This window comes from Rhodococcus sp. T7, assembly GCF_009872365.1.
In the GTDB taxonomy this organism is placed as follows: domain Bacteria; phylum Actinomycetota; class Actinomycetes; order Mycobacteriales; family Mycobacteriaceae; genus Rhodococcus_F.
Genome location: NZ_WXYH01000368.1, coordinates 1 through 17,797 on the forward strand (window position 1 = coordinate 1; position 17,797 = coordinate 17,797).

Genomic DNA, 17,797 nt, shown 5'->3' on the forward strand with positions numbered 1-17,797 from the left:
TCGATGCCTTCGTGGCCGCGCCCATCCCCCATGGTGGAGGTGACGGTGCCCGCGCTGGGTGCCACGAATTCCTTGGTGCCGGGGCGATTCCAGGTGCGGGGCTGCTGCGGAGCCGCCGCGCCGTCCTCGGTCTCGTCAGCACCGGTCTCGTCAGCACCGGTCACGGCGCCGGTCTCGTCACCGGTCGCGTCGTCGGCGGCCCCCTCGGCGTCGGCGCCGTCGTGGGTGTGGGATCCGTCGGCGTCGCCGCCGGTGTCCGCCTCGGGTGAGGGGGCCTCGATGTCCTCGGCGCCCTCGGGGCCGGGATGCTCGCTCTGGGGATCGGCGTCGGCCTCGGCCTCACCGGTTTCGGCACCGGTGCCGGCGGTCTGCTCCTCGTCCGGGTTCGGGACGGTGGCCTCGGCGAGCGCCGAGTCGGGTGCCGCCGCAGCCTCGGCCGGGTCGGTGTGGTCGAAGATGCCTGGACCGGAGGATTCGGAGACGTCGCCGAGTTCGAGTGCGGCGAGCAACCTCGGCGCGATGCCGCCGTCGACGGCGCCGAGCTCGTCGGCGCAGGCACCGAGCACCTCGGCGGCGGCGGACCCGGCGGCGAAACCGCTCAGGCATCCGGCGAGCAGGTGCTGGGCCTCGAACGCATCGGCGAGCGAGCCATTCGCCTCGGCATTCCGCAGGCTGGCGGCCGCGATGTTCGCGACGGTCTGCCAACGACTGGGATCGACCACCACCACGTCCGGCTGCGCCGCGTCGGCGACCATGGTGACCGCGTCGGCCAGCGCCGCGGCGAGCGCGGACGACGAATCCGCGTGGCCGGGATGGGCGGCCGAGGCGGGCGGGGCCGTGAGGACCACCATCGCCGCCGCCGTGGAGGCACCCAGGCACAGGGTGGGCAGTCTTCTCGTGCAGGCGGTCAGCGCCGAGGAGGTGATACCGCGCATCGCAGGTCCCTTCTGAGCAGTCACGCCGGGGTTTCGGCGGTGCAGCAAACACATGGACCGGCGCGACAAAGTCAAGACGACACGCCGTAACGCTAATACACTTTCTTCACTTCTGTGCCGCTATTCACTTGTTTCCCACGGTTCCCACCGGGGTCAGATGGGGAGGACGACGGCGGTGACGAACTCGTCCCGAATCCAGGCGACGAACACATCCCAGGCGCCGGCGAGCAGGGCGAGCCCGACCACGACGAGGGTCAGGCCCCCCAGGATCTGGAGGGTGCGCGAGTGCCGCCGCAGCCAGCCGACACCGCGGACGGCCGCGGTGGAGCCGAAGCCGAGCAGGATGAACGGCAGGCCCAGGCCCAGGCAGTAGGCAACGATCAGGGTGACCCCCCGGGCGGCGGTGGCGCCCTCGGTGCCGGCGGCCACCGACAGCACCCCGGCGAGGGTGGGACCCAGGCAGGGGGTCCACCCGAGCCCGAACACGGCCCCGAGCAGTGGGGCGCCGGCGAGGTGGGAGATCCGCCGCGGATGCGGGCGGGTGTCCTTCTGCAGGGCCGGAATCGCGCCGAGGAAGGCCAGCCCCATCACGATGGTGACCACGCCGCCGATCCGCCCGAGCAGTTCCCGGTTCAGTTGCAGCACGCTGATCGCCCCGAACACCGACGCGGTGGCGAGAACGAACACGACGGTGAATCCCGCGACGAACAGGACCGCGGCGCCGGTGACCCGCCAGCGGGTGGCCGTGCGCACCCCGATCGCACCACCGGGGGCGGACTCGGTCTCCGCGCCGGTGATCCCGGCCAGATACGACAGATAGCCGGGGACGAGGGGGATGCAGCACGGGGAGGCGAACGAGATCAGCCCGGCCAGCGCCGCGGCACCGAGGGCCAGCAGCATCGGTCCGGTGGCGGCGGCGGTCTGGAAGCTCGACCCGAGTTCCTGGGCGAGCACGGTCATCTCGGATCTCCCGGCTCGGCCGCCACCCGTTCGATGACCGGTTGCAGGTCCTCGGTGAGCAGGGCGCGCAGGAACACCGCGGCCACCCGGTGCTGGCGGTCGAGGACGAGGGTGGAGGGGATGACGCTGGTCGGGTAGCTGCCGCCGAGGGCCAGCAGGGTGCGCATGGGTGGGTCGTAGATCGAGGGGTAGGTGACGGCGTTGTCGACGACGAAGTCCTGCGCCTTGTCGCGCCCCGGGTCGCGGACGTTGATGCCGAGGAACCTCACCCCCCGGTCCGCGGTGGCGGTGTAGGCGCGTTCGAGGTCGTCGGCCTCGCTGCGGCAGGGGGCGCACCATTGGCCCCACAGGTTGATCACCACCACATGCCCGGCGTAGTCGGCCAGCGACACCGGTCGGTCGGTCATCAGGTCCGGTCCGGTGAGGGCGCCGATGCTGCCCCGGGCCTGGGGTGGGTCGTAGAAGATGTCGGTCTGCCCGCCCGGGGCGACGAAGTCGAACGTGCCGCCCTGGGCGACGGCGTCCGCACCGGTGGCACACGCCGGCGCGGTGAGCAGGGCCGCGCACACGGCGGCGAGGACTACTCTGCGGCGGAGAAGTCGCTGAGGCGTCGGTGTGGTCATGAGGTCAGTTCGCTGACAGCTCGGTGGATTTGGGCGGGTTCGGCGAAAACCGCAGGCTCGGTGATGCGCGCAATCGAGCCGTCCGAACGTAGGAGGAAGCTCAGCGGCAGCACCGGCGGCGCCCCGAGGGCGCCGCGCAGGGCGCCGGCATCGGTGTCACCGAAGGACGGATAGTGCGCGCCCAATTCGGTGAGCAGGGCGAGCGCGGCGGTGGAACTGTCGTCGACATCGACGCCGACGACGCGGATGGCATCGGGGGTGTGCGCGTATTCCTCGAGGACGGGGATCTCCTCCCGGCACGGCCCGCACCAGGAGGCCCACACGTTGATCAGGGTCGGCTCACCGCTCAGGGCGGCACCGAGATCGACCTCGGTGGTCGATCCGAGGCAGCGGGCGGTGATTCCTCCCAGCGCTCCGGCGTCGACGGTCTCCGCCTTTGCGGTCGGACACGGCTGTAGCGCTGCTGCGGCGGCGAGTCGGCCCCGTTCGGCCTGGTCGCTTCCGCGGCCCGTCGCGATTGCGGTGGGCGGCCCGGTGGAGGGGTCGTCATCGCTTTTGTCGTGGCCAGAGCGCGACGACCAACACAACGATCACCGCCAGAACCGGCACAAGCCAGCGGACTCCGACCGGCAGGGGCCGACTCATACCGTGGTTCTCTGAATCCGAAAGACTCTCAATCGATTACGAGGGCATCATCATCGAGCACATGTCACACATCTGACACATCTGGCCGCTCATCATCATCTGACAGTCCCACCACGCCTGCAGATTGCTCACCATGTCCAGCATCGTTTCCACGCCTCCTCGTCGATTCACATCAGCTTCCGAACTCAATATACGTACTACGTACGTAGATAGTAGATAGTGGTGTTCTGTGACGTCGCCGCAGGTGGGCGCACGACCGAGGCGCAGGAACCGGGCCGGGACGTCGTACGCTGGGACGGCGAAGACGGTGGGAGGGCGCGATGCGGGTGCGCGGGTTCGGAGAACTCGAAGCGGTAGTGATGGAACGGCTGTGGGATCGAGAGGGATCGACCACGGTCCGTGAGGTGTTCGACGACATGGCCCGGGGCCGCGAGATCGCCTACACCACCGTGATGTCGACGATGGACAACCTGCACCGCAAGGGATGGCTCGAGCGTGAGCGCAGCGGCAAGGCATTCCGGTACTGGCCCACCCTAACCCGGGAGGAGCACAGTGCCCGGCTGATGCGTGAGGCGTTCGAATCCGGCGGCAGGTCCGATGTGGTCTTGACCCACTTCTTCGAGCAGATGAGTGAGGAGGAGGCCGCCGGACTTCGGATGGCGTTGCAACGCATGGCCACCGACGAGGACGCCGCCCCATGATGAGCGCAGCGGCCTGCTTCCCCCTGTTCAGCGGGCTCGTCGCCGTCCTCGGTCCGCCGGTGTTGCGCCGCATCACCCATGGCGGCCTCGCCCCGCGTCTGGGGGTGATCGCCTGGTCGGCGGCCATCGCCAGTGTGGTGCTCTCGTGGGCGATGGCCGCACTGCTGCTTGTTCTCGACCTTCTCCGGTATCGGGCTCGTCCCGGCGAGTCGCTGCTCGGGGCCTGCCTTGCCCGCCTGCAGGAGAGCCTCGGCGGTGCCGACACCGCATTCGAGGTGGCCGGAGTCGCGGCGGCCACGGCAGTGGTGTCGATCACCGTGTGGATCACCGGCCGACTCGCTGTCGGGCTGATGCGGCTGCGGATCCGCACCCACGGTCATGCCCGCCGGGCCCGCCTCATCGGCCACCAGGTGCGCGGTGTCGACGCCGTGGTCATCGACAATGCCGAGCGCGCCGCCTACTGCGCCGCCGGGCGACCGCACGCCGTGGTGATCACCACCGCCGCCCTCGCCGCACTCGATGACCGGCAGGTCCAGGCGGTCCTGGCCCACGAGCGCGCCCATCTGGCCGGGCACCACGCTCAGATCCTGGCCGTTCTGCGGGTGCTCGCCGCCTCGTTGCCCGGCATGACCCTGTTCACCGCCGGTGCGGTGGAGGTCGGCCGCCTGCTGGAGATGTGCGCGGACGACTCGGCGGCGCGCGCGCACGGCTCGCGGGCCCTGCTCTCGGGGCTGCTCGCGTTGTGCGCTCCGGCCCAGGTTCCCGACGGGGCCCTCGGCGCCGGCAATATCGCCCTGCTGGACCGGGCCGGACGACTGGCGTCACCGCCGCGGCGGACCGCAAAGGTGCGGGTGTGCCTGCTGTCGGCCGCCGTGGTCGCGATGGTGACCGCCGCCCCGCTCGCGTTGGCTGTCCTCGAGGTGACCGGAACCATGTGGTGCCTGCCGATGGCTTCCTGACCAGTGGATATCGCGCCCGGGAGGCCCTGGTGTCCGCCGATCAACTGGACCGGCGCCCAGGTACGCGCTGCTAGAGTCGGGAAATTGTGACGGCCTTTGCGATACGCCCCCCGCGTATGCGGACGGTTGTTGCGGTCGCCGCTGCCCTCTATTTACTCGCCCACACGATCGCCCAGTGCGGGATCTTTCTGGCGCACGATCACCAGGGCGAGGACGTGCACGTCTCCTCGTCCACAACATCCATGCCAGCCGAGGAATCCGCTCCCGGGCACGCGCACATCGATGACGGATCGACCCACCTGTCGCACGAGACGCACACCGTCGTCGCAATGCCCCGCTCCGACAATCCGCTCCGCCCGCTGACCGTCGCCGCGGTCGTCGCGATCGCCCTGGCCGTGGTGCTGGTGCTGATGTCGGTGCCGCTGACCCCGCGGGCGCCGCCGGATCTACCCATTCCCATCCGGCACGGCCGGACCGTTCTGAACGAACTCTGTATCAACAGGTGCTGATCAGCAGCCCGCAGGCCATCTGAGGACTTTTGGTCCTCGTGGCCCAGCTCGTGCTGCCCATCACTCACTTACTGCCGTCGTCGCAGTCGATACAGGGACTACTCATCATGAACAGTGCTGTTCCCTCCACCCTCGTTCCACCGTCCGCCAGCCACCTGCCGAGCACCGCCGGCCGTTGCCCGCAACCGAGCACCATGGTCGGCAACACTCCCGTCCTGTGGATCGGAGAACCGTTCGCCGACACAGGCCGGGGCTTCTGGGCGAAGCTCGAAGGCTCCAACCCCGGGGGGATGAAGGACCGCCCCGCCCTGCACATGGTCGAGAAGGCCAAGGCGCGCGGCGACCTCGCACCCGGGGCGATGATCATCGAATCCACCAGCGGAACCCTCGGGTTGGGTCTGGCCCTGGCCGGGATCACCCATCACCATCCCGTCACCCTGGTCACCGACCCCGGCCTGGAGCCGATCGTGCACAACATGCTCGCCGCCTACGGCGCCCACGTCGAGTTGGTCACCACACCGCACCCCACCGGCGGCTGGCAACAGGCCCGGCGCGAGAAGGTCCGCGAACTCCTGAGCGCCCATCCAGGGTCCTGGTGCCCGGATCAGTACACCAACCCCGACAACGTCGACGCGTACGAGTCACTCGCCCTCGAACTGATCGCCCAGCTCGGCCGCGTCGACACCCTGGTGTGCTCGGTGGGCACCGGCGGACACTCCGCCGGCGTCGCCCGCGTGCTGCGCCGGTTCTGCCCCGACCTGAAACTGGTCGGCGTCGACACCGTCGGATCGACCATCTTCGGGCAACCCGCCGGTACCCGGCTCATGCGCGGGCTGGGCTCGAGCATCTACCCCGACAACATCGACTACCCCGCCTTCGACGAAGTGCACTGGGTGGCCCCCCACGAAGCGGTCTGGTCCTGCCGAACCCTGGCGGCCACCCACCACGCCAGCGGCGGCTGGAGCGTCGGTGCCGTCGCCCTGACCGCCGGTTGGATCGCCCGCACCAGCCCACCGGAGACCCGGGTCGCGGCCATCTTCCCCGACGGCCCGCAGCGCTACTTCGACACCATCTACAACGACGACTACTGCGCCGAGCACGGCCTGCTCGACGCCAACCCGCCCACCGAACCGGCGACCATCGACCACCCGACCGACCACGTCGTCCAGTCCTGGACCCGGTGCGCCACCGTGGTCGACCCCACCGAGAGCGTTTCATGAAGAACCTTCTGACCCAGTTCCGCAGCTTCGACCGGCCCAGCCAAGTGCTGATGGTCAACCAGTTCTCCATCAACGTGGGCTTCTACATGCTGATGCCGTATCTGGCCGGCTACCTGGCCGGCCCCCTGGGACTGGCGGCGTGGGCGGTCGGGCTGGTCCTGGGCATGCGGAACTTCTCCCAGCAGGGGATGTTCCTCCTCGGCGGCACCCTCGCCGACCGCCTCGGCTACAAACCCCTGATCGTCGCCGGCTGCCTGCTGCGGGTCGCCGGGTTCGTCCTGCTCGCCGCCGTGGAATCACTGCCGGCGATCCTGCTCGCCTCGGTCGCGACCGGGTTCGCCGGAGCGCTGTTCAACCCGGCCGTGCGGGCCTATCTGGCCGCCGACGCCGGCCCCCGTCGGGTCGAGGCGTTCGCCACCTTCAACGTCTTCTACCAGGCCGGCATTCTGCTGGGCCCCCTGATCGGGCTCGCCCTGACCACCCTCGATTTCCGGGTCACCTCGCTGGCGGCGGCCGCGGTCTTCGCCGTGCTGACGATCGTGCAGATCTGGGCGCTGCCCGCGCATCGGGCCGAGACGGCCGCGGCCAAGACCTCGGTGCTCGAGGACTGGCGTGTAGTGGTCGCCAACCGGCCCTTCGTCCTGTTCGCAGTGGCGATGATCGGGTCCTACGTGCTCTCGTTCCAGATCTATCTGGCGCTGCCCCTGCAGGCGGCCGTGGTGGCCGGGGACGAGCGGTCCGACACCGCCCTGGTGACCTCGCTGTTCGTGGTGTCCGGGGTAGTGGCGATCGCCGGGCAGCTGAGGATCACCTCCTGGTTCTCCCGCCGGTGGGGTTCGGGACGCAGCCTGGTCGTCGGGATGGCCATCATGGCGCTGGCCTTCCTTCCGCTGATCCTGCTGCCCAGTCCGGCCGCCCTCGGCGGGTGGGCCGCCGCCGGTGCCCTGGTGCTGACCGCGGCGCTGTTGGCCGTCGGCACCGCCGCGGTATTTCCGTTCGAGATGGACACCGTCGTCGCCCTATCCGGCGGCAAGCTCGTCGCCACCCACTACGGCTTCTACAACACCGTCGTCGGGATCGGCATCCTGCTCGGCAACCTGGGCACCGGCGCCGTCTTCGGGATCCTGCGCGACGCCGATCTGGGTGCGCTGATCTGGGTGGCGCTGACCGTCGTCGGGGCGGTGTGTGTGGGTGCCCTGTATCTGCTCGACCGGTCCGCCCAGCTCGCCCCGCCGCCGGCGCAGACCCCCGCACCCGAGGGCGACGAGGTACCGGCCGCCCGCTAGGTCGCCGAAGGCAACGCCCTGGTCAGACCCCCACCCCACCCCATCTACTATGCAACTACGTAGATTGGGGTGGGGTTCACGGCCGGAGTCCCGCGCCGCCCTCCGCGCTCGAACAGGAGTTGTGCATGATCGAACAGTTTCCCGGTGCCGCCCGCCTGTCGCGTCGGAACTTTCTGGCGCTGGCCGGCCTGGGGGCCGTGGCGGCTGCGGGCGCGTGCAGCAGGGGTGGTGGCCCCGGACCGGCGCCCACCGCCGTCGGTCCCGATTCGGCAGCCGTGAGGACGGCCGAGCAGGTCCGGCGAGCCACTATCGGGACCGGGAACACGGTCACCGCCTCCCTGAAAGCCGGCCCGACCCGGATCGACCTGGGCGGTGTCCAGGTCGATACCTGGGCCTACAACGACCGGATTCCCGGCCGGGAAGTCCGGCTGCGCCGCGGGGATCTGCTGCGCGCCGAGCTGACCAACGATCTGCCGGCCGAGTCGACCATCCACTGGCACGGCATCGCGCTGCGCAACGACATGGACGGGGTGCCCGGGCTGACCCAGTCCGCCATCGCCCCCACCAGCCCGTTCACCTACGAGTTCCTCGCCCCCGACGCCGGCACCCACTGGCTCCACCCCCATGTCGGGATGCAGTTCGACCGGGGCCTGTACGCCCCGGTCATCGTCGAAGACCCGGCCGAGGGCGGCGACTACGACCTCGAGGCCGTCCTGGTCCTCGACGACTGGCTCGACGGGGTGGGCGGCCGGACCCCGGACCAGCAACTCGATGAACTGCGCCAGGGCGGGATGCCGATGATGAGCGGCATGGGCATGGACCACGGCGGCATGTCCGGGATGGACATAGGGACCACGATCGATCCGGCGAACCCGCTGGGCGCCGACACCGGGGACGTGGACTACCCCTACTACCTGATCAACGGCACCCTCGGGACCGACCCCTTCTCGGTGCGGGCCCGCCCCGGTCAGCGGGTGCGGCTGCGGATCATCAACGCCGGGGCGGACACCGCGTTCCGCCTCGCCGTGGGCGGCCATCAGCTGACCGTCACCCACAGCGACGGCTATCCGATGCAGCCGGTCACAGGATCCTCGGTGCTGATCGGCATGGGGGAGCGTTTCGATGCGATCGTCACGCTCGGTGACGGGGTCTTCCCGATCGTCGCGGCCGCCGAGGGCAAACAGGGGCAGGGTTTCGCCGTGATCCGCACCGGGGCAGGCGGACGACTCGATCCGGCCATCCGGCCTGCCGAGCTCGACGCACCCCCGATCACCGGCCTGGCGCTGCGGTCCCGCGAGGACGTCCGGCTCGGCCTACGCAACCCCGATCGGGTCCACGATCTGATGCTGGGCATGGACATGTCCGGGTACCGGTGGACGATCAACGGCGCCACCTACGACGAGCACACCCCGCTCGCGATCGCCCAGGGGCAGCGGGTGCGGCTGCGGTTCGTCAACCAGACCATGATGTTTCACCCCATGCACCTGCACGGGCACACCTTCCAGGTCGTCGACGGCCACGGCACCGGTCCCCGCAAGGACACCACCCTGGTGCTGCCGAATCAGACGGTCGAGGTGGACCTGGACGCGGACAACCCCGGCCAGTGGCTGGTGCACTGCCACAACCTCTACCACGGTGAGGCCGGGATGATGACCACCCTGTCCTACACCGAATAACCACCGCCGCAACACCATCGGACCCAGCACCCGCGGCGGCTTCGCTACGGGTGCCCCCCCTTTTTTCATCCCGCCGAGCACAGAACGAGACCCCATGCCTGCCAATCGGATCGCCCGCACCGTATTTCCCACCGGGATCGCCGCCCTGCTCGTGCTCGCCGGCTGCTCTTCGCAAGCCGACGACACGACGACACCGGACGCCGCCGTGCCGACGGTGGAGTTGAGCTCCGAACTGACCCACCTGCACGGACTGCACGTGGGCGCCGACGGCGCCGTCCTGGCCGGCACCCACACGGGGCTGTTCGCCATCGACACCTCCGGTACGACGTCCCGCGTCGGCGCCTCCGACGACGACTTCATGGGACTGACCGGCGTACCGAACACCGACACCGTCTTCGCGTCCGGGCACCCCGGTGCGTCCAGTTCGGCCGCCAACCCGCTTGGGCTGCGCAGCAGCACCGACGGCGGCACCAGCTGGGTGGACCGGTCCCTGGCCGGGCAGGTCGACTTCCATGTCCTGAGCACGGACGGACGGCTGCTGGTCGGTTTCGACGGCAAGGACGGGCTGCTCGTGTCGACCGACGGCGGCACCACCTGGACACCGGGCGCGTCTCTGGTCGCCGGCGCACTGGCGGTCAACGGCAGCGGGGTGTGGGCGGTGACCCCGGCGGGTCTGGAACACAGCACCACCGGCGCCCGCACGTTCTCGCCCGTGCCGAACGCCCCACGACTGGTGATGGTCTCCGGCGCCGGGGATGCGCTGTGGGGAATCGACGAGGACGGGTACGCCTGGCGCAGCAGGGATGGGCGGGACTGGCAGAAACGCTCCCGGGTCGGCACCGTCGAAGCGATGACCGCAGCCAACTACGACACCGCCTACGCCGCCACCTCCCAGGCGCTCTACACCCTGAACTGACGACTGTGCCCGCCCTCGCCCGCCACCTGTTCCGTGGCCTGCTCCTGCTGCTGGCCCTGACCGCGGCCGCGGGTGCCGGGGCGGGGGTGGCCGGCGCCCGTCCCACCCTGCTGTTCACCGACCCCGGCTCCGACACCGCGGTCTCCGACCCACCGCAGTCGATCACGTTGATGTTCAACGAACCGGTCACCCCCGGGGCGCCCGCGATCGTCCTGCACGAGGGCGCCGGCCGCGAAATCCCGATGGGCGCCGCCGAAACCGCCCGGGACGGGCGTGTCCTCACCGCCCGCCCGGCCGACACCTTGGCAGCGGGGACCTACACCGTGCGCTGGCAGGTGACCGGCGCCGACGGAGACCTGGTCGAGCAGGACTTCCGATTCGCCGTCGGCCTCGCCCTGACCGGTGACGGCAGCGCGGCCGACGGCCCGTCGACGTCCTGGACCGATACCGCCCTGCGGTGGCTGCTGCTCCTCGGGCTCGCCGTCGCACTCGGCGGTCTGATCGCCGAACGCGTCACCACCACCGCCCGACGAGAGAATCCGTCCCTGCCGGTGCTGCGGTCCCCGTTGGTGGCCGGCGCCCTGATCGGACTTGTCGGTGTCCTCGGCCTCGGCGCTGCCCTCGCCGCGTCGCCGGCGAGGTGAATATGTGGTGGCAGAGCCGGCCCGGTCTCGTCTTGCTCACCGAGGCCGCCGGATTGGCCGGGGCGATCGTGGTGGCCGCCGCCGACCGCCGGAAGTGGACACTCGCACCGCTGGTGCTGGTCGTCGCCGCGGAGGGCCTGCGCTCGCACGCCAACGTCGCCGCCCCCGGCTGGGGTGGCCTCCTGACCGCGGTGCACCTGGCGGCCGCCGCGATCTGGGTGGGCGCGCTCGTGCACACGGTCCGCGCGGTGCGTGCCTGGTGGGGCGAGCGCGCCGCCGTGCGGTGGGTGCTGGCGGGATACACCCGGCTGGCGGTGGGGACCTTCCTGGTCGTGGTGGCCACCGGCACCGTCTCCGCCCTGCTGCTGATTCCGTTCTCCGCCCTGCTGTCCACCACCTACGGTCAGGTGCTGGTGGTCAAGCTGGTGCTGGTCGCCGCCGCCGCCGCCGGGTTAGCGCTCGCGGCGCGGCAATCGCTGCACGCCCCGGAGCGAACAGCCCTGATGCGGCGTACGATTCGGGCCGAGAGCATCGTGTTGATCGCGGTGCTGGCGGTCAGCGCCACCCTGGTCTCCACCACCCCGGCCGGCACCTCCCCGCAGCCGGCCCCCCCGGCGCCGACGGGTCCGGTCCTGCCCCTGGGCGCCCTCGCCGGGCAGATCGGACTCTCCGTCGCCGCCAGCGACGGGCAACTGGTGGTACGGCTGTCCACCCCACGCCGCGGCGACTACTACGCCCCCGAACCGGGCCAGGACTTTTCCCTGACCGGGCGGATCGACGCCGCAGGAACCGACGGCGCTCCACTCGACCTGCGGGGATGCGGCCCGGGCTGCTTCGTCGCACCCGCCAGCTGGCAGGGCGGCGACAACGTGCTCACCCTCGGCGCGGCGGCGCAGGGCTGGCAGGGCGGCACGGTCAGCCTGCTCGCGCCCTGGCCCACCGGTCCCGGCGGCGACGACCTCGCCCGCGCCGTCGCCGCCACCCACGCCCACGGGACCTGACTGTCTACGAGAGCGTCACCAGCGACACCAGCGGCCCGGTGCCCGAGCCGCAGCGACTCGACCTGTCCGCCGACTTCTTCCTGGCGCAGGAACCGTACGCCGACGGAACCGCCCCGATCGCCGTCCGGTTGCCGCACGCGGACGGGGCCGTGCGGTTGGTGCTCGGCTACCCGGCCGCCGGAATGAACGTGTTGCTCACCCTCGACGACGCCGGACGGATCAGCGAGGAAACCCTCACCGACAGCAAACATCTCGTCACCCGCAGATTCCTCTACCCAGAGCCCGGTGAACGATGACGGGGCGGCGGGGCGGCGGGACGGCGGGCGATCGCATCGTCTCCGGGGTTACCCAGTGCGGACAGCCGACCGGTGGCGCCGCACTCAGCGACACAATCACCCGGTCGCGCCCTTCACCGCGGCGACCCCGAGCCCGGCCAGTACCATCATGACTGTGAAAGCGCTGGGTACGACGCCGCCGATGCAGCACCTGCTGCGGGTGGCCGCTGTCGTGGCGGTGCTGTTCGGTGTCCTCCTCATGCATTCCTCTCCCCTGCTCGACCACACCGGCGGGCACCCCACCTCATCGGGGCATGATTCCGGTGTGCACGCGCACTCCCACGACGCGGCCGCGGCGCCGATGCCGATGCCGCTCGAGGATTTTCCCGTCGCACTGGCCGGGACGGGCTGCGAGGGCGGCGACTGCACCGACCATTCCGGCCTGCATCTGTGCATGGCCGTGATGACGATCGCCGCGGCGTTGGTCCTCGCCCGGTGGTACGCCACCGCCACCACCGGCGAGACCGCGGTACACAGCCTGCGGGCCCTGCTGCGCCACCGCGCTGGCCGGGCGCCGCCGTGGACCACTCCGACCCTCGCGCAACTGTCGGTATTGCGGGTGTGACAGGTGACCCACGTCAAGTGGGTCACCTACGCGGACGTGTCTCGGGCACGCCTGCTTCACCTTTCACACACCGACCTTTCGAGGAGTCCTATCCATGTGGTCTTTGCGTTCCCCCCGTGCCACGTTCGTCCTGTCCGCCGCGGCGGTGTCCGGAGTGCTGGTTCTCGCCGGCTGTAGCGACAACAGCGGCGGCGGACACGACATGTCCCAGATGTCGAATAACACCTCGGGCACCACGTCGAGCAGCCCCACCACCGCAGCGGTGGAGACGACCGCATTCAACAACGCCGACGTGACGTTCCTGCAGACGATGTACCCCCACCACGCCCAGGCCGTCGAGATGGCCAACATGGTCGAGGGCCGCACCACCAACCCACAGATACTCGACCTGGCCAAAAACATTGCCGCAGCCCAGGGACCGGAAATGGAACAGATGACCGCACTGCTGGCACAGCGGGGCATGAGTGTTCCCTCGACCGATGCCGGCGGCGGCATGAGCGGGATGAAGCACGGCGGAACGAGCGGGATGGCCGACGGCGGTGGCATGAGCGGAATGATGACACCGGAGCAGATGAGCGACCTGGCCGGCAAGAGCGGCGCCGACTTCGACACCGCCTGGCTGAACATGATGATCGAACACCACACCGGTGCCATCGAGATGGCTCAGACCGAACTCTCCGACGGAGAGAACGCCGACGCCAAGCAACTGGCCACCGCCATCGTCGGCGCCCAGCAAGCCGAAATCACCACCATGCAGGGGCAGCTGCAACAGGGCTGACCCCACGAGGGTGGGACCGTGCCCCCTCCCGGTCCCACCCTCTTCCCCCGCCGCCACGGACATGGCGTGCACCCCACTTCTTCTCTGCCACCAGCTCGCTGCCGCCTCGTCGGTATTGAGGAACTCATGCACACACACCCACCCCGCCGTACTCCGATCCTGATCGCCCTGGCGATCCTGCTCGCGCTGCTGGCCGCCTGCGCCCCATCCGGCACCGGATCCTCGCCGGGCGGCGGCGCGAACCCTTCCACCCCCGCCGACCCCGACCCCACGATCACGGTGACCCCCGCCGACGGAGCCGACACGGTCAACCCCGCGGACCCGGTGTCAGTGGAAACCACCGGTGGCACCCTCGAATCGGTCACCATGACCAACAACGAAGGCAAGGTCATCGAGGGCATCTTCACCCCCGACCGCATCGCCTGGAAACCCGGTGCCGCGCTGGGATACGGCAGGACCTACACCATCGCGGCCACCGCAATCCACGACGACGGCACCCGCACCGAGCGGACCAGCACCTTCTCCACCGTCAAACCGGGCAACCTGACCAAACCGACGTTCGTCACCTCCGGTGGCAATCTCCTCACCGACGGCGGCACCTTCGGCATCGGAATCGTCGTCGTCACCCACTTCGACGAGCCGATCACCGACCGCGCCGCTGCCGAGAGGGCGTTGACCGTCGAGACCACACCCCCGGTGCCGGGATCCTGGTACTGGGCGGACGAGCAGAACGTGCACTGGCGACCGCAGAACTACTACACACCCGGCACGAAAGTCACCGCCCGCGCGAACGTCTACGGCGTCGACCTCGGTGGTGGACTGTTCGGTCAGGAGGACGCGACCACCTCGTTCATCATCGGCGACGCGCACATCGCCATCGCCGACGACACCACCAAACAGATCACGGTCAGCAACAACGGTGAAGTCGTGCGGACCATGCCCACCTCGATGGGGATGGGCGGCAGCGAAACCATCAACGGGCAAACCCTGACGTTCTGGACCCAGCGCGGCATCTACACCGTTCTGGACAAGGCCAACCCCGTGATCATGGATTCCTCGACCTATGGGCTCCCGGTCAATTCCCGCCTGGGGTACAAGGAAACGATCAACTACGCCACCCGCATCAGCAACGACGGCATCTATCTCCACGAACTCGCCGACACCATCTGGGCGCAGGGCAACACCAACGTTTCCCACGGCTGCCTGAACCTCAGCCCGGACAACGCCCGCTGGTTCTACGACTTCTCCGTCCCCGGCGACATCGTCGAGGTCCGCAACACCGGCGGGGAGCCGCTCGCGCAGTGGCAGAACGGGGACTGGTCCGTGCCGTGGGATCAGTGGCTGGCCGGAAGCGCGCTGGCGTGATCCCTCCAACGTGGAGGCCGCGAACCTACACCGTCCACGCCGCCGCGGAGGCCGACTCAGTCGGTGAGCACTCGCGGCCAGGTGATGCCCGCCCGAGCGCCTCCGCCGACCAACTATCCCCCAGATCCCCACGTCGCGGTCCTCGGCGGGTGCCGCTGATCCTGCGCGACCGCCGAGTCCTCGCCACCCTGGCGGTACTGGCCTCACTGGCCGTGGCCGCCGCCCTCGCCCCTCGCCCGTCGATCTCCCAGGTGCAGGAGTGGGCGGAGTCGATGGGACCGGCGTTCGTGCTGGTGTTCTTCCTGGCCCAGGCGGTACTGACGATCGCCCCGGTGCCGCGAACGGTGTTCACCCTCAGCGCCGGACTGCGGTTCGGGCCCGGCCCCGGGGTCGCCGTCGCGATCGCCGCCACGACGGTCAGCGCCGTGCTGGCGCTGCTGCTGGTGCGCGCGCTCGGGCGCACCGCGGTACGAGCGCGGCTGACGCACCCCGCGGTCAAGGCCATCGATGCCCGCCTCGCCCGGCGCGGGTGGCTGGCGGTCGGGTCCTTGCGCCTGATCAGCCCCAACCGTTGAGCAACAAGCTCGACGAACGCCAAGCACCACAAGCACCACAAGCCCAGCGAACTCATGCGTGAGGCCGTCGAGGACTACATCCAAAGCACTCTGCCTAGCTACAGCCGCGGCATCGGCGGGTGGGGTGGGACGTGCCACCAGCACCTCAGCTCAGCGCACTCTCACTGCATATGACCCATACAGCCCATATGGGCGGCAGGTCAAACGCACACTGGTGTCTGCCGTCAGAGGCGGTAGACACCAGCACACCCCGCCCGCGGTCGCTCTGCCCGCTCAGCCCAACTACGATGAAACGCTTCCACCGTCGTCTCATCGACATCGACAGCAGGCATCCGGTTACCGCGCACCGCTCAACCGACAAATTGCGTGCCGTGAACCAGCAGTGATGAGCGTGCGGTGCCCGCAGCCCGGGACTGTTCAGATCGTTCCGCCGCAATGCATGCGTTCATCGACGAATCCAAAAGGGGCGAGTATGCCCTCTGTCCGCCGTGCCGGTCGCTGCCGGCGATCTCACCGGTCTCCGTAAGCAGATGAACGCGCTCCGCCCGCCTGGACACACACGGATTCACATGACCGGTGTTGGCACGAAGCTGGCACCGAAGATTGTCTCCGAAGTCGCGCGACTCGAGGCGTCCAGCCGTATCCATCTCATGAGTTCGAAGAAGGTGAACGAGCGGCAGGCCGCGACGTCACGTTGGCCGCCGCAGTTCGCGATCTGGCTCAAACGTCGGTGACAAACCTCGTGATCGAGCCGTGCGATCAAGAGCGTGAGACAACCGCATCATCCGCGATGAATTATTCGGCAACGCGCCGTTCGTCTACACCCACGACCGTACCAATCCGCTGCGCCATCACCGGGCGCCCCTCGGGGTCGAGCCCGGTCATGGTCTCGATATCCGCAGGAAACTGCGCGAGCACCGGAACCTTGACCGCCCAGCCCCTCCGGCTCCACCACACAACGGCGGCCCGGTCCATCCGATCCCGGACACGTCGCACTCGGCCTGGTCCTCGCACACGCACTCACTGTTGCGGACACCGTTCTCGAGGCCCGAGTCCAGCCCGTACCCGTCCACCGTCACCGGGTCGAGCACCCACCGATCGGCACCGTCCCAGTCACGCATCAGGTACACCCAGACCGATTCCTCGATATAGTGGCTGCCGCGCCCCCGCGCGCGCTCTGCCTGCGACATGTACACCTCCGGAACCGGAACATCGTTCGTGCTGATGGTGGTCGTCAACCATCTCGCCATCGACGTCGTCCTCCGTGTCCTCAACTCCCGACGACGCGGCTGCAGGTCATGCTCGACCATGAAACGATCGAATATACTTCCCGGTCTCGTGTATATCCGTATTGATATACTGTGTAAGTGGTGCGAGGTAACGAAAAACCGATTCGATGGGTTGGCAGTGCGCTCGATGACCTGCGTGATCTGCCCGGAGATGCACAGACAGATCTCGGCTACCAGCTCGATCGAGTGCAGCAGGGGCTGGATCCGGATGACTGGAAGGCGATGAAGGAGGTTGGGGCCGGCTGTCGAGAGATCCGGGTCCGCACTCCCGATGGAGCGTTTCGAACGTTCTACGTTGCTCGGTTCGGCGAGGTGGTCTACGTCCTGCACTGTTTCCAGAAGAAGACGCAGAAAACCTCGAAGTCCGACATCGACCTCGGCCGTCGCCGCTACAAGGCGGCGGACGCACATGCGAAGGAGAAATGATGAGCGACAACGACATCGTCGAGACCGCTTCCGTTTGGGAGGCGATCAGCGACGCCCCGGGCGAAGCATACAACCGTCAGCTCCGCGCTGATCTGATGACCGCGATCCGCGGACAGATCGACCGCTTCGGGTGGTCCCAGGTCACGGCAGCGCAGAACCTCGGCGTCACTCAACCGCGGCTGTCGGACCTGTACCGCGGAAAGCTGAGCAAGTTCTCACTCGACGCCCTGGTCAACCTCGGCAGCAAAGTTGGAGTCCACGTCGGGGTGCATGTGGACACCGACGAACTCACCAGCCGCTGACAGGTGCCGCCGCCGGTGGCGCCTGCACTGGCGATGCCACGGGTGATCGCCATTCGGGCAAGACGGACCATCACATTCCCTCCCTCG

21 protein-coding genes and 1 pseudogene are annotated in these 17,797 nt (G+C 69.2%); 17 read left to right on the forward strand and 5 right to left on the reverse strand.

The annotated features are described in order from the left end of the window. The 4 genes from MLGJGCBP_RS39115 to MLGJGCBP_RS39130 form a co-directional block, all read right to left on the reverse strand. On the reverse strand, nucleotides 1-935 hold a 935-nt coding region (locus MLGJGCBP_RS39115; protein ID WP_160102636.1), incomplete at its 3' end, for a M23 family peptidase. A gap of 153 nt (nucleotides 936-1,088) precedes the next feature. Then, nucleotides 1,089-1,895: a cytochrome c biogenesis CcdA family protein gene (locus tag MLGJGCBP_RS39120; protein ID WP_007296087.1), complete on the reverse strand. Its 807-nt coding sequence runs from the start codon at nucleotides 1,893-1,895 to the stop codon at nucleotides 1,089-1,091. Further along, complete coding sequence (locus MLGJGCBP_RS39125; RefSeq protein WP_012686852.1) at nucleotides 1,892-2,518, reverse strand: TlpA disulfide reductase family protein; 627 nt, start codon at nucleotides 2,516-2,518, stop codon at nucleotides 1,892-1,894. Before MLGJGCBP_RS39125 ends, MLGJGCBP_RS39120 begins: the two co-directional genes overlap by 4 nt. Beyond that, nucleotides 2,515-3,105 carry a TlpA family protein disulfide reductase gene (locus MLGJGCBP_RS39130; RefSeq protein ID WP_007296089.1) on the reverse strand — a complete coding sequence of 197 codons (591 nt, stop codon included), beginning with the start codon at nucleotides 3,103-3,105 and terminating at the stop codon, nucleotides 2,515-2,517. Before MLGJGCBP_RS39130 ends, MLGJGCBP_RS39125 begins: the two co-directional genes overlap by 4 nt. A 378-nt stretch (nucleotides 3,106-3,483) precedes the next feature. Here MLGJGCBP_RS39130 and MLGJGCBP_RS39135 point away from each other — a divergent pair, with 378 nt between their 5' ends. From MLGJGCBP_RS39135 to MLGJGCBP_RS50845, 15 genes and pseudogenes are all read left to right on the forward strand, one after another. Beyond that, nucleotides 3,484-3,864, forward strand: a complete 381-nt coding sequence (locus tag MLGJGCBP_RS39135) for a BlaI/MecI/CopY family transcriptional regulator (protein ID WP_007296090.1) — start codon at nucleotides 3,484-3,486, stop codon at nucleotides 3,862-3,864. Next, nucleotides 3,861-4,823 (forward strand): M56 family metallopeptidase, encoded by a 963-nt coding sequence (locus MLGJGCBP_RS39140; protein WP_007296091.1) that lies wholly within the window; start codon nucleotides 3,861-3,863, stop codon nucleotides 4,821-4,823. The genes MLGJGCBP_RS39135 and MLGJGCBP_RS39140 overlap by 4 nt, the downstream gene beginning before the upstream one ends. Before the next feature lie 116 nt (nucleotides 4,824-4,939). After that, entirely contained in the window at nucleotides 4,940-5,332 is a 393-nt protein-coding gene (locus MLGJGCBP_RS39145; RefSeq protein ID WP_007296092.1) for a hypothetical protein, read from the forward strand. A 107-nt stretch (nucleotides 5,333-5,439) separates the two neighbouring features. After that, a complete protein-coding gene (locus tag MLGJGCBP_RS39150; protein ID WP_012686849.1) occupies nucleotides 5,440-6,552 on the forward strand; it encodes a PLP-dependent cysteine synthase family protein in 1,113 nt (370 codons plus the stop codon). Next, nucleotides 6,549-7,838, forward strand: a complete 1,290-nt coding sequence (locus MLGJGCBP_RS39155; RefSeq protein ID WP_007296094.1) for an MFS transporter — start codon at nucleotides 6,549-6,551, stop codon at nucleotides 7,836-7,838. Before MLGJGCBP_RS39150 ends, MLGJGCBP_RS39155 begins: the two co-directional genes overlap by 4 nt. A 125-nt stretch (nucleotides 7,839-7,963) precedes the next feature. Further along, nucleotides 7,964-9,514, forward strand: a complete 1,551-nt coding sequence (locus MLGJGCBP_RS39160; protein WP_007296095.1) for a multicopper oxidase family protein — start codon at nucleotides 7,964-7,966, stop codon at nucleotides 9,512-9,514. 94 nt (nucleotides 9,515-9,608) lie between these two features. After that, nucleotides 9,609-10,430: a F510_1955 family glycosylhydrolase gene (locus tag MLGJGCBP_RS39165; protein ID WP_007296096.1), complete on the forward strand. Its 822-nt coding sequence runs from the start codon at nucleotides 9,609-9,611 to the stop codon at nucleotides 10,428-10,430. Nucleotides 10,431-10,435: 5 nt separating this feature from the next. Further along, the gene (locus tag MLGJGCBP_RS39170; RefSeq protein WP_012686848.1) at nucleotides 10,436-11,074 is read left to right on the forward strand and encodes a copper resistance CopC family protein; all 639 of its coding nucleotides are present in this window, start codon (nucleotides 10,436-10,438) and stop codon (nucleotides 11,072-11,074) included. A 2-nt stretch (nucleotides 11,075-11,076) separates the two neighbouring features. After that, on the forward strand, nucleotides 11,077-12,075 hold the full coding sequence (locus tag MLGJGCBP_RS39175; RefSeq protein ID WP_236581627.1) for a CopD family protein: 999 nt from the start codon (nucleotides 11,077-11,079) through the stop codon (nucleotides 12,073-12,075). Between the two features lie 38 nt (nucleotides 12,076-12,113). Further along, complete coding sequence (locus tag MLGJGCBP_RS39180) at nucleotides 12,114-12,371, forward strand: hypothetical protein (protein ID WP_012686846.1); 258 nt, start codon at nucleotides 12,114-12,116, stop codon at nucleotides 12,369-12,371. A gap of 148 nt (nucleotides 12,372-12,519) precedes the next feature. Then, entirely contained in the window at nucleotides 12,520-12,975 is a 456-nt protein-coding gene (locus MLGJGCBP_RS39185; RefSeq protein WP_012686845.1) for a DUF6153 family protein, read from the forward strand. A gap of 94 nt (nucleotides 12,976-13,069) precedes the next feature. Further along, nucleotides 13,070-13,753, forward strand: a complete 684-nt coding sequence (locus MLGJGCBP_RS39190; RefSeq protein ID WP_007296098.1) for a DUF305 domain-containing protein — start codon at nucleotides 13,070-13,072, stop codon at nucleotides 13,751-13,753. Between the two features lie 126 nt (nucleotides 13,754-13,879). Beyond that, nucleotides 13,880-15,118 (forward strand): L,D-transpeptidase, encoded by a 1,239-nt coding sequence (locus MLGJGCBP_RS39195; protein WP_007296099.1) that lies wholly within the window; start codon nucleotides 13,880-13,882, stop codon nucleotides 15,116-15,118. 149 nt (nucleotides 15,119-15,267) lie between these two features. Further along, nucleotides 15,268-15,684 (forward strand): annotated as a pseudogene (locus MLGJGCBP_RS39200) (TVP38/TMEM64 family protein); the annotation flags it as partial. 578 nt (nucleotides 15,685-16,262) lie between these two features. Further along, nucleotides 16,263-16,427, forward strand: a complete 165-nt coding sequence (locus MLGJGCBP_RS50845; RefSeq protein WP_012686844.1) for a hypothetical protein — start codon at nucleotides 16,263-16,265, stop codon at nucleotides 16,425-16,427. Between the two features lie 147 nt (nucleotides 16,428-16,574). Here the strand turns inward: MLGJGCBP_RS50845 and MLGJGCBP_RS39205 are convergent, their stop codons facing one another. Then, a complete protein-coding gene (locus tag MLGJGCBP_RS39205) occupies nucleotides 16,575-16,943 on the reverse strand; it encodes a hypothetical protein (protein ID WP_007296102.1) in 369 nt (122 codons plus the stop codon). Between the two features lie 117 nt (nucleotides 16,944-17,060). On the opposite strand from MLGJGCBP_RS39205, the gene MLGJGCBP_RS39210 reads away from it, so the two are divergent. Then, on the forward strand, nucleotides 17,061-17,408 hold the full coding sequence (locus tag MLGJGCBP_RS39210) for a type II toxin-antitoxin system RelE/ParE family toxin (RefSeq protein WP_007296103.1): 348 nt from the start codon (nucleotides 17,061-17,063) through the stop codon (nucleotides 17,406-17,408). Further along, the gene (locus tag MLGJGCBP_RS39215) at nucleotides 17,408-17,710 is read left to right on the forward strand and encodes a helix-turn-helix domain-containing protein (RefSeq protein ID WP_007296104.1); all 303 of its coding nucleotides are present in this window, start codon (nucleotides 17,408-17,410) and stop codon (nucleotides 17,708-17,710) included. Before MLGJGCBP_RS39210 ends, MLGJGCBP_RS39215 begins: the two co-directional genes overlap by 1 nt. The last annotated feature ends 87 nt before the right edge of the window (nucleotides 17,711-17,797 follow it).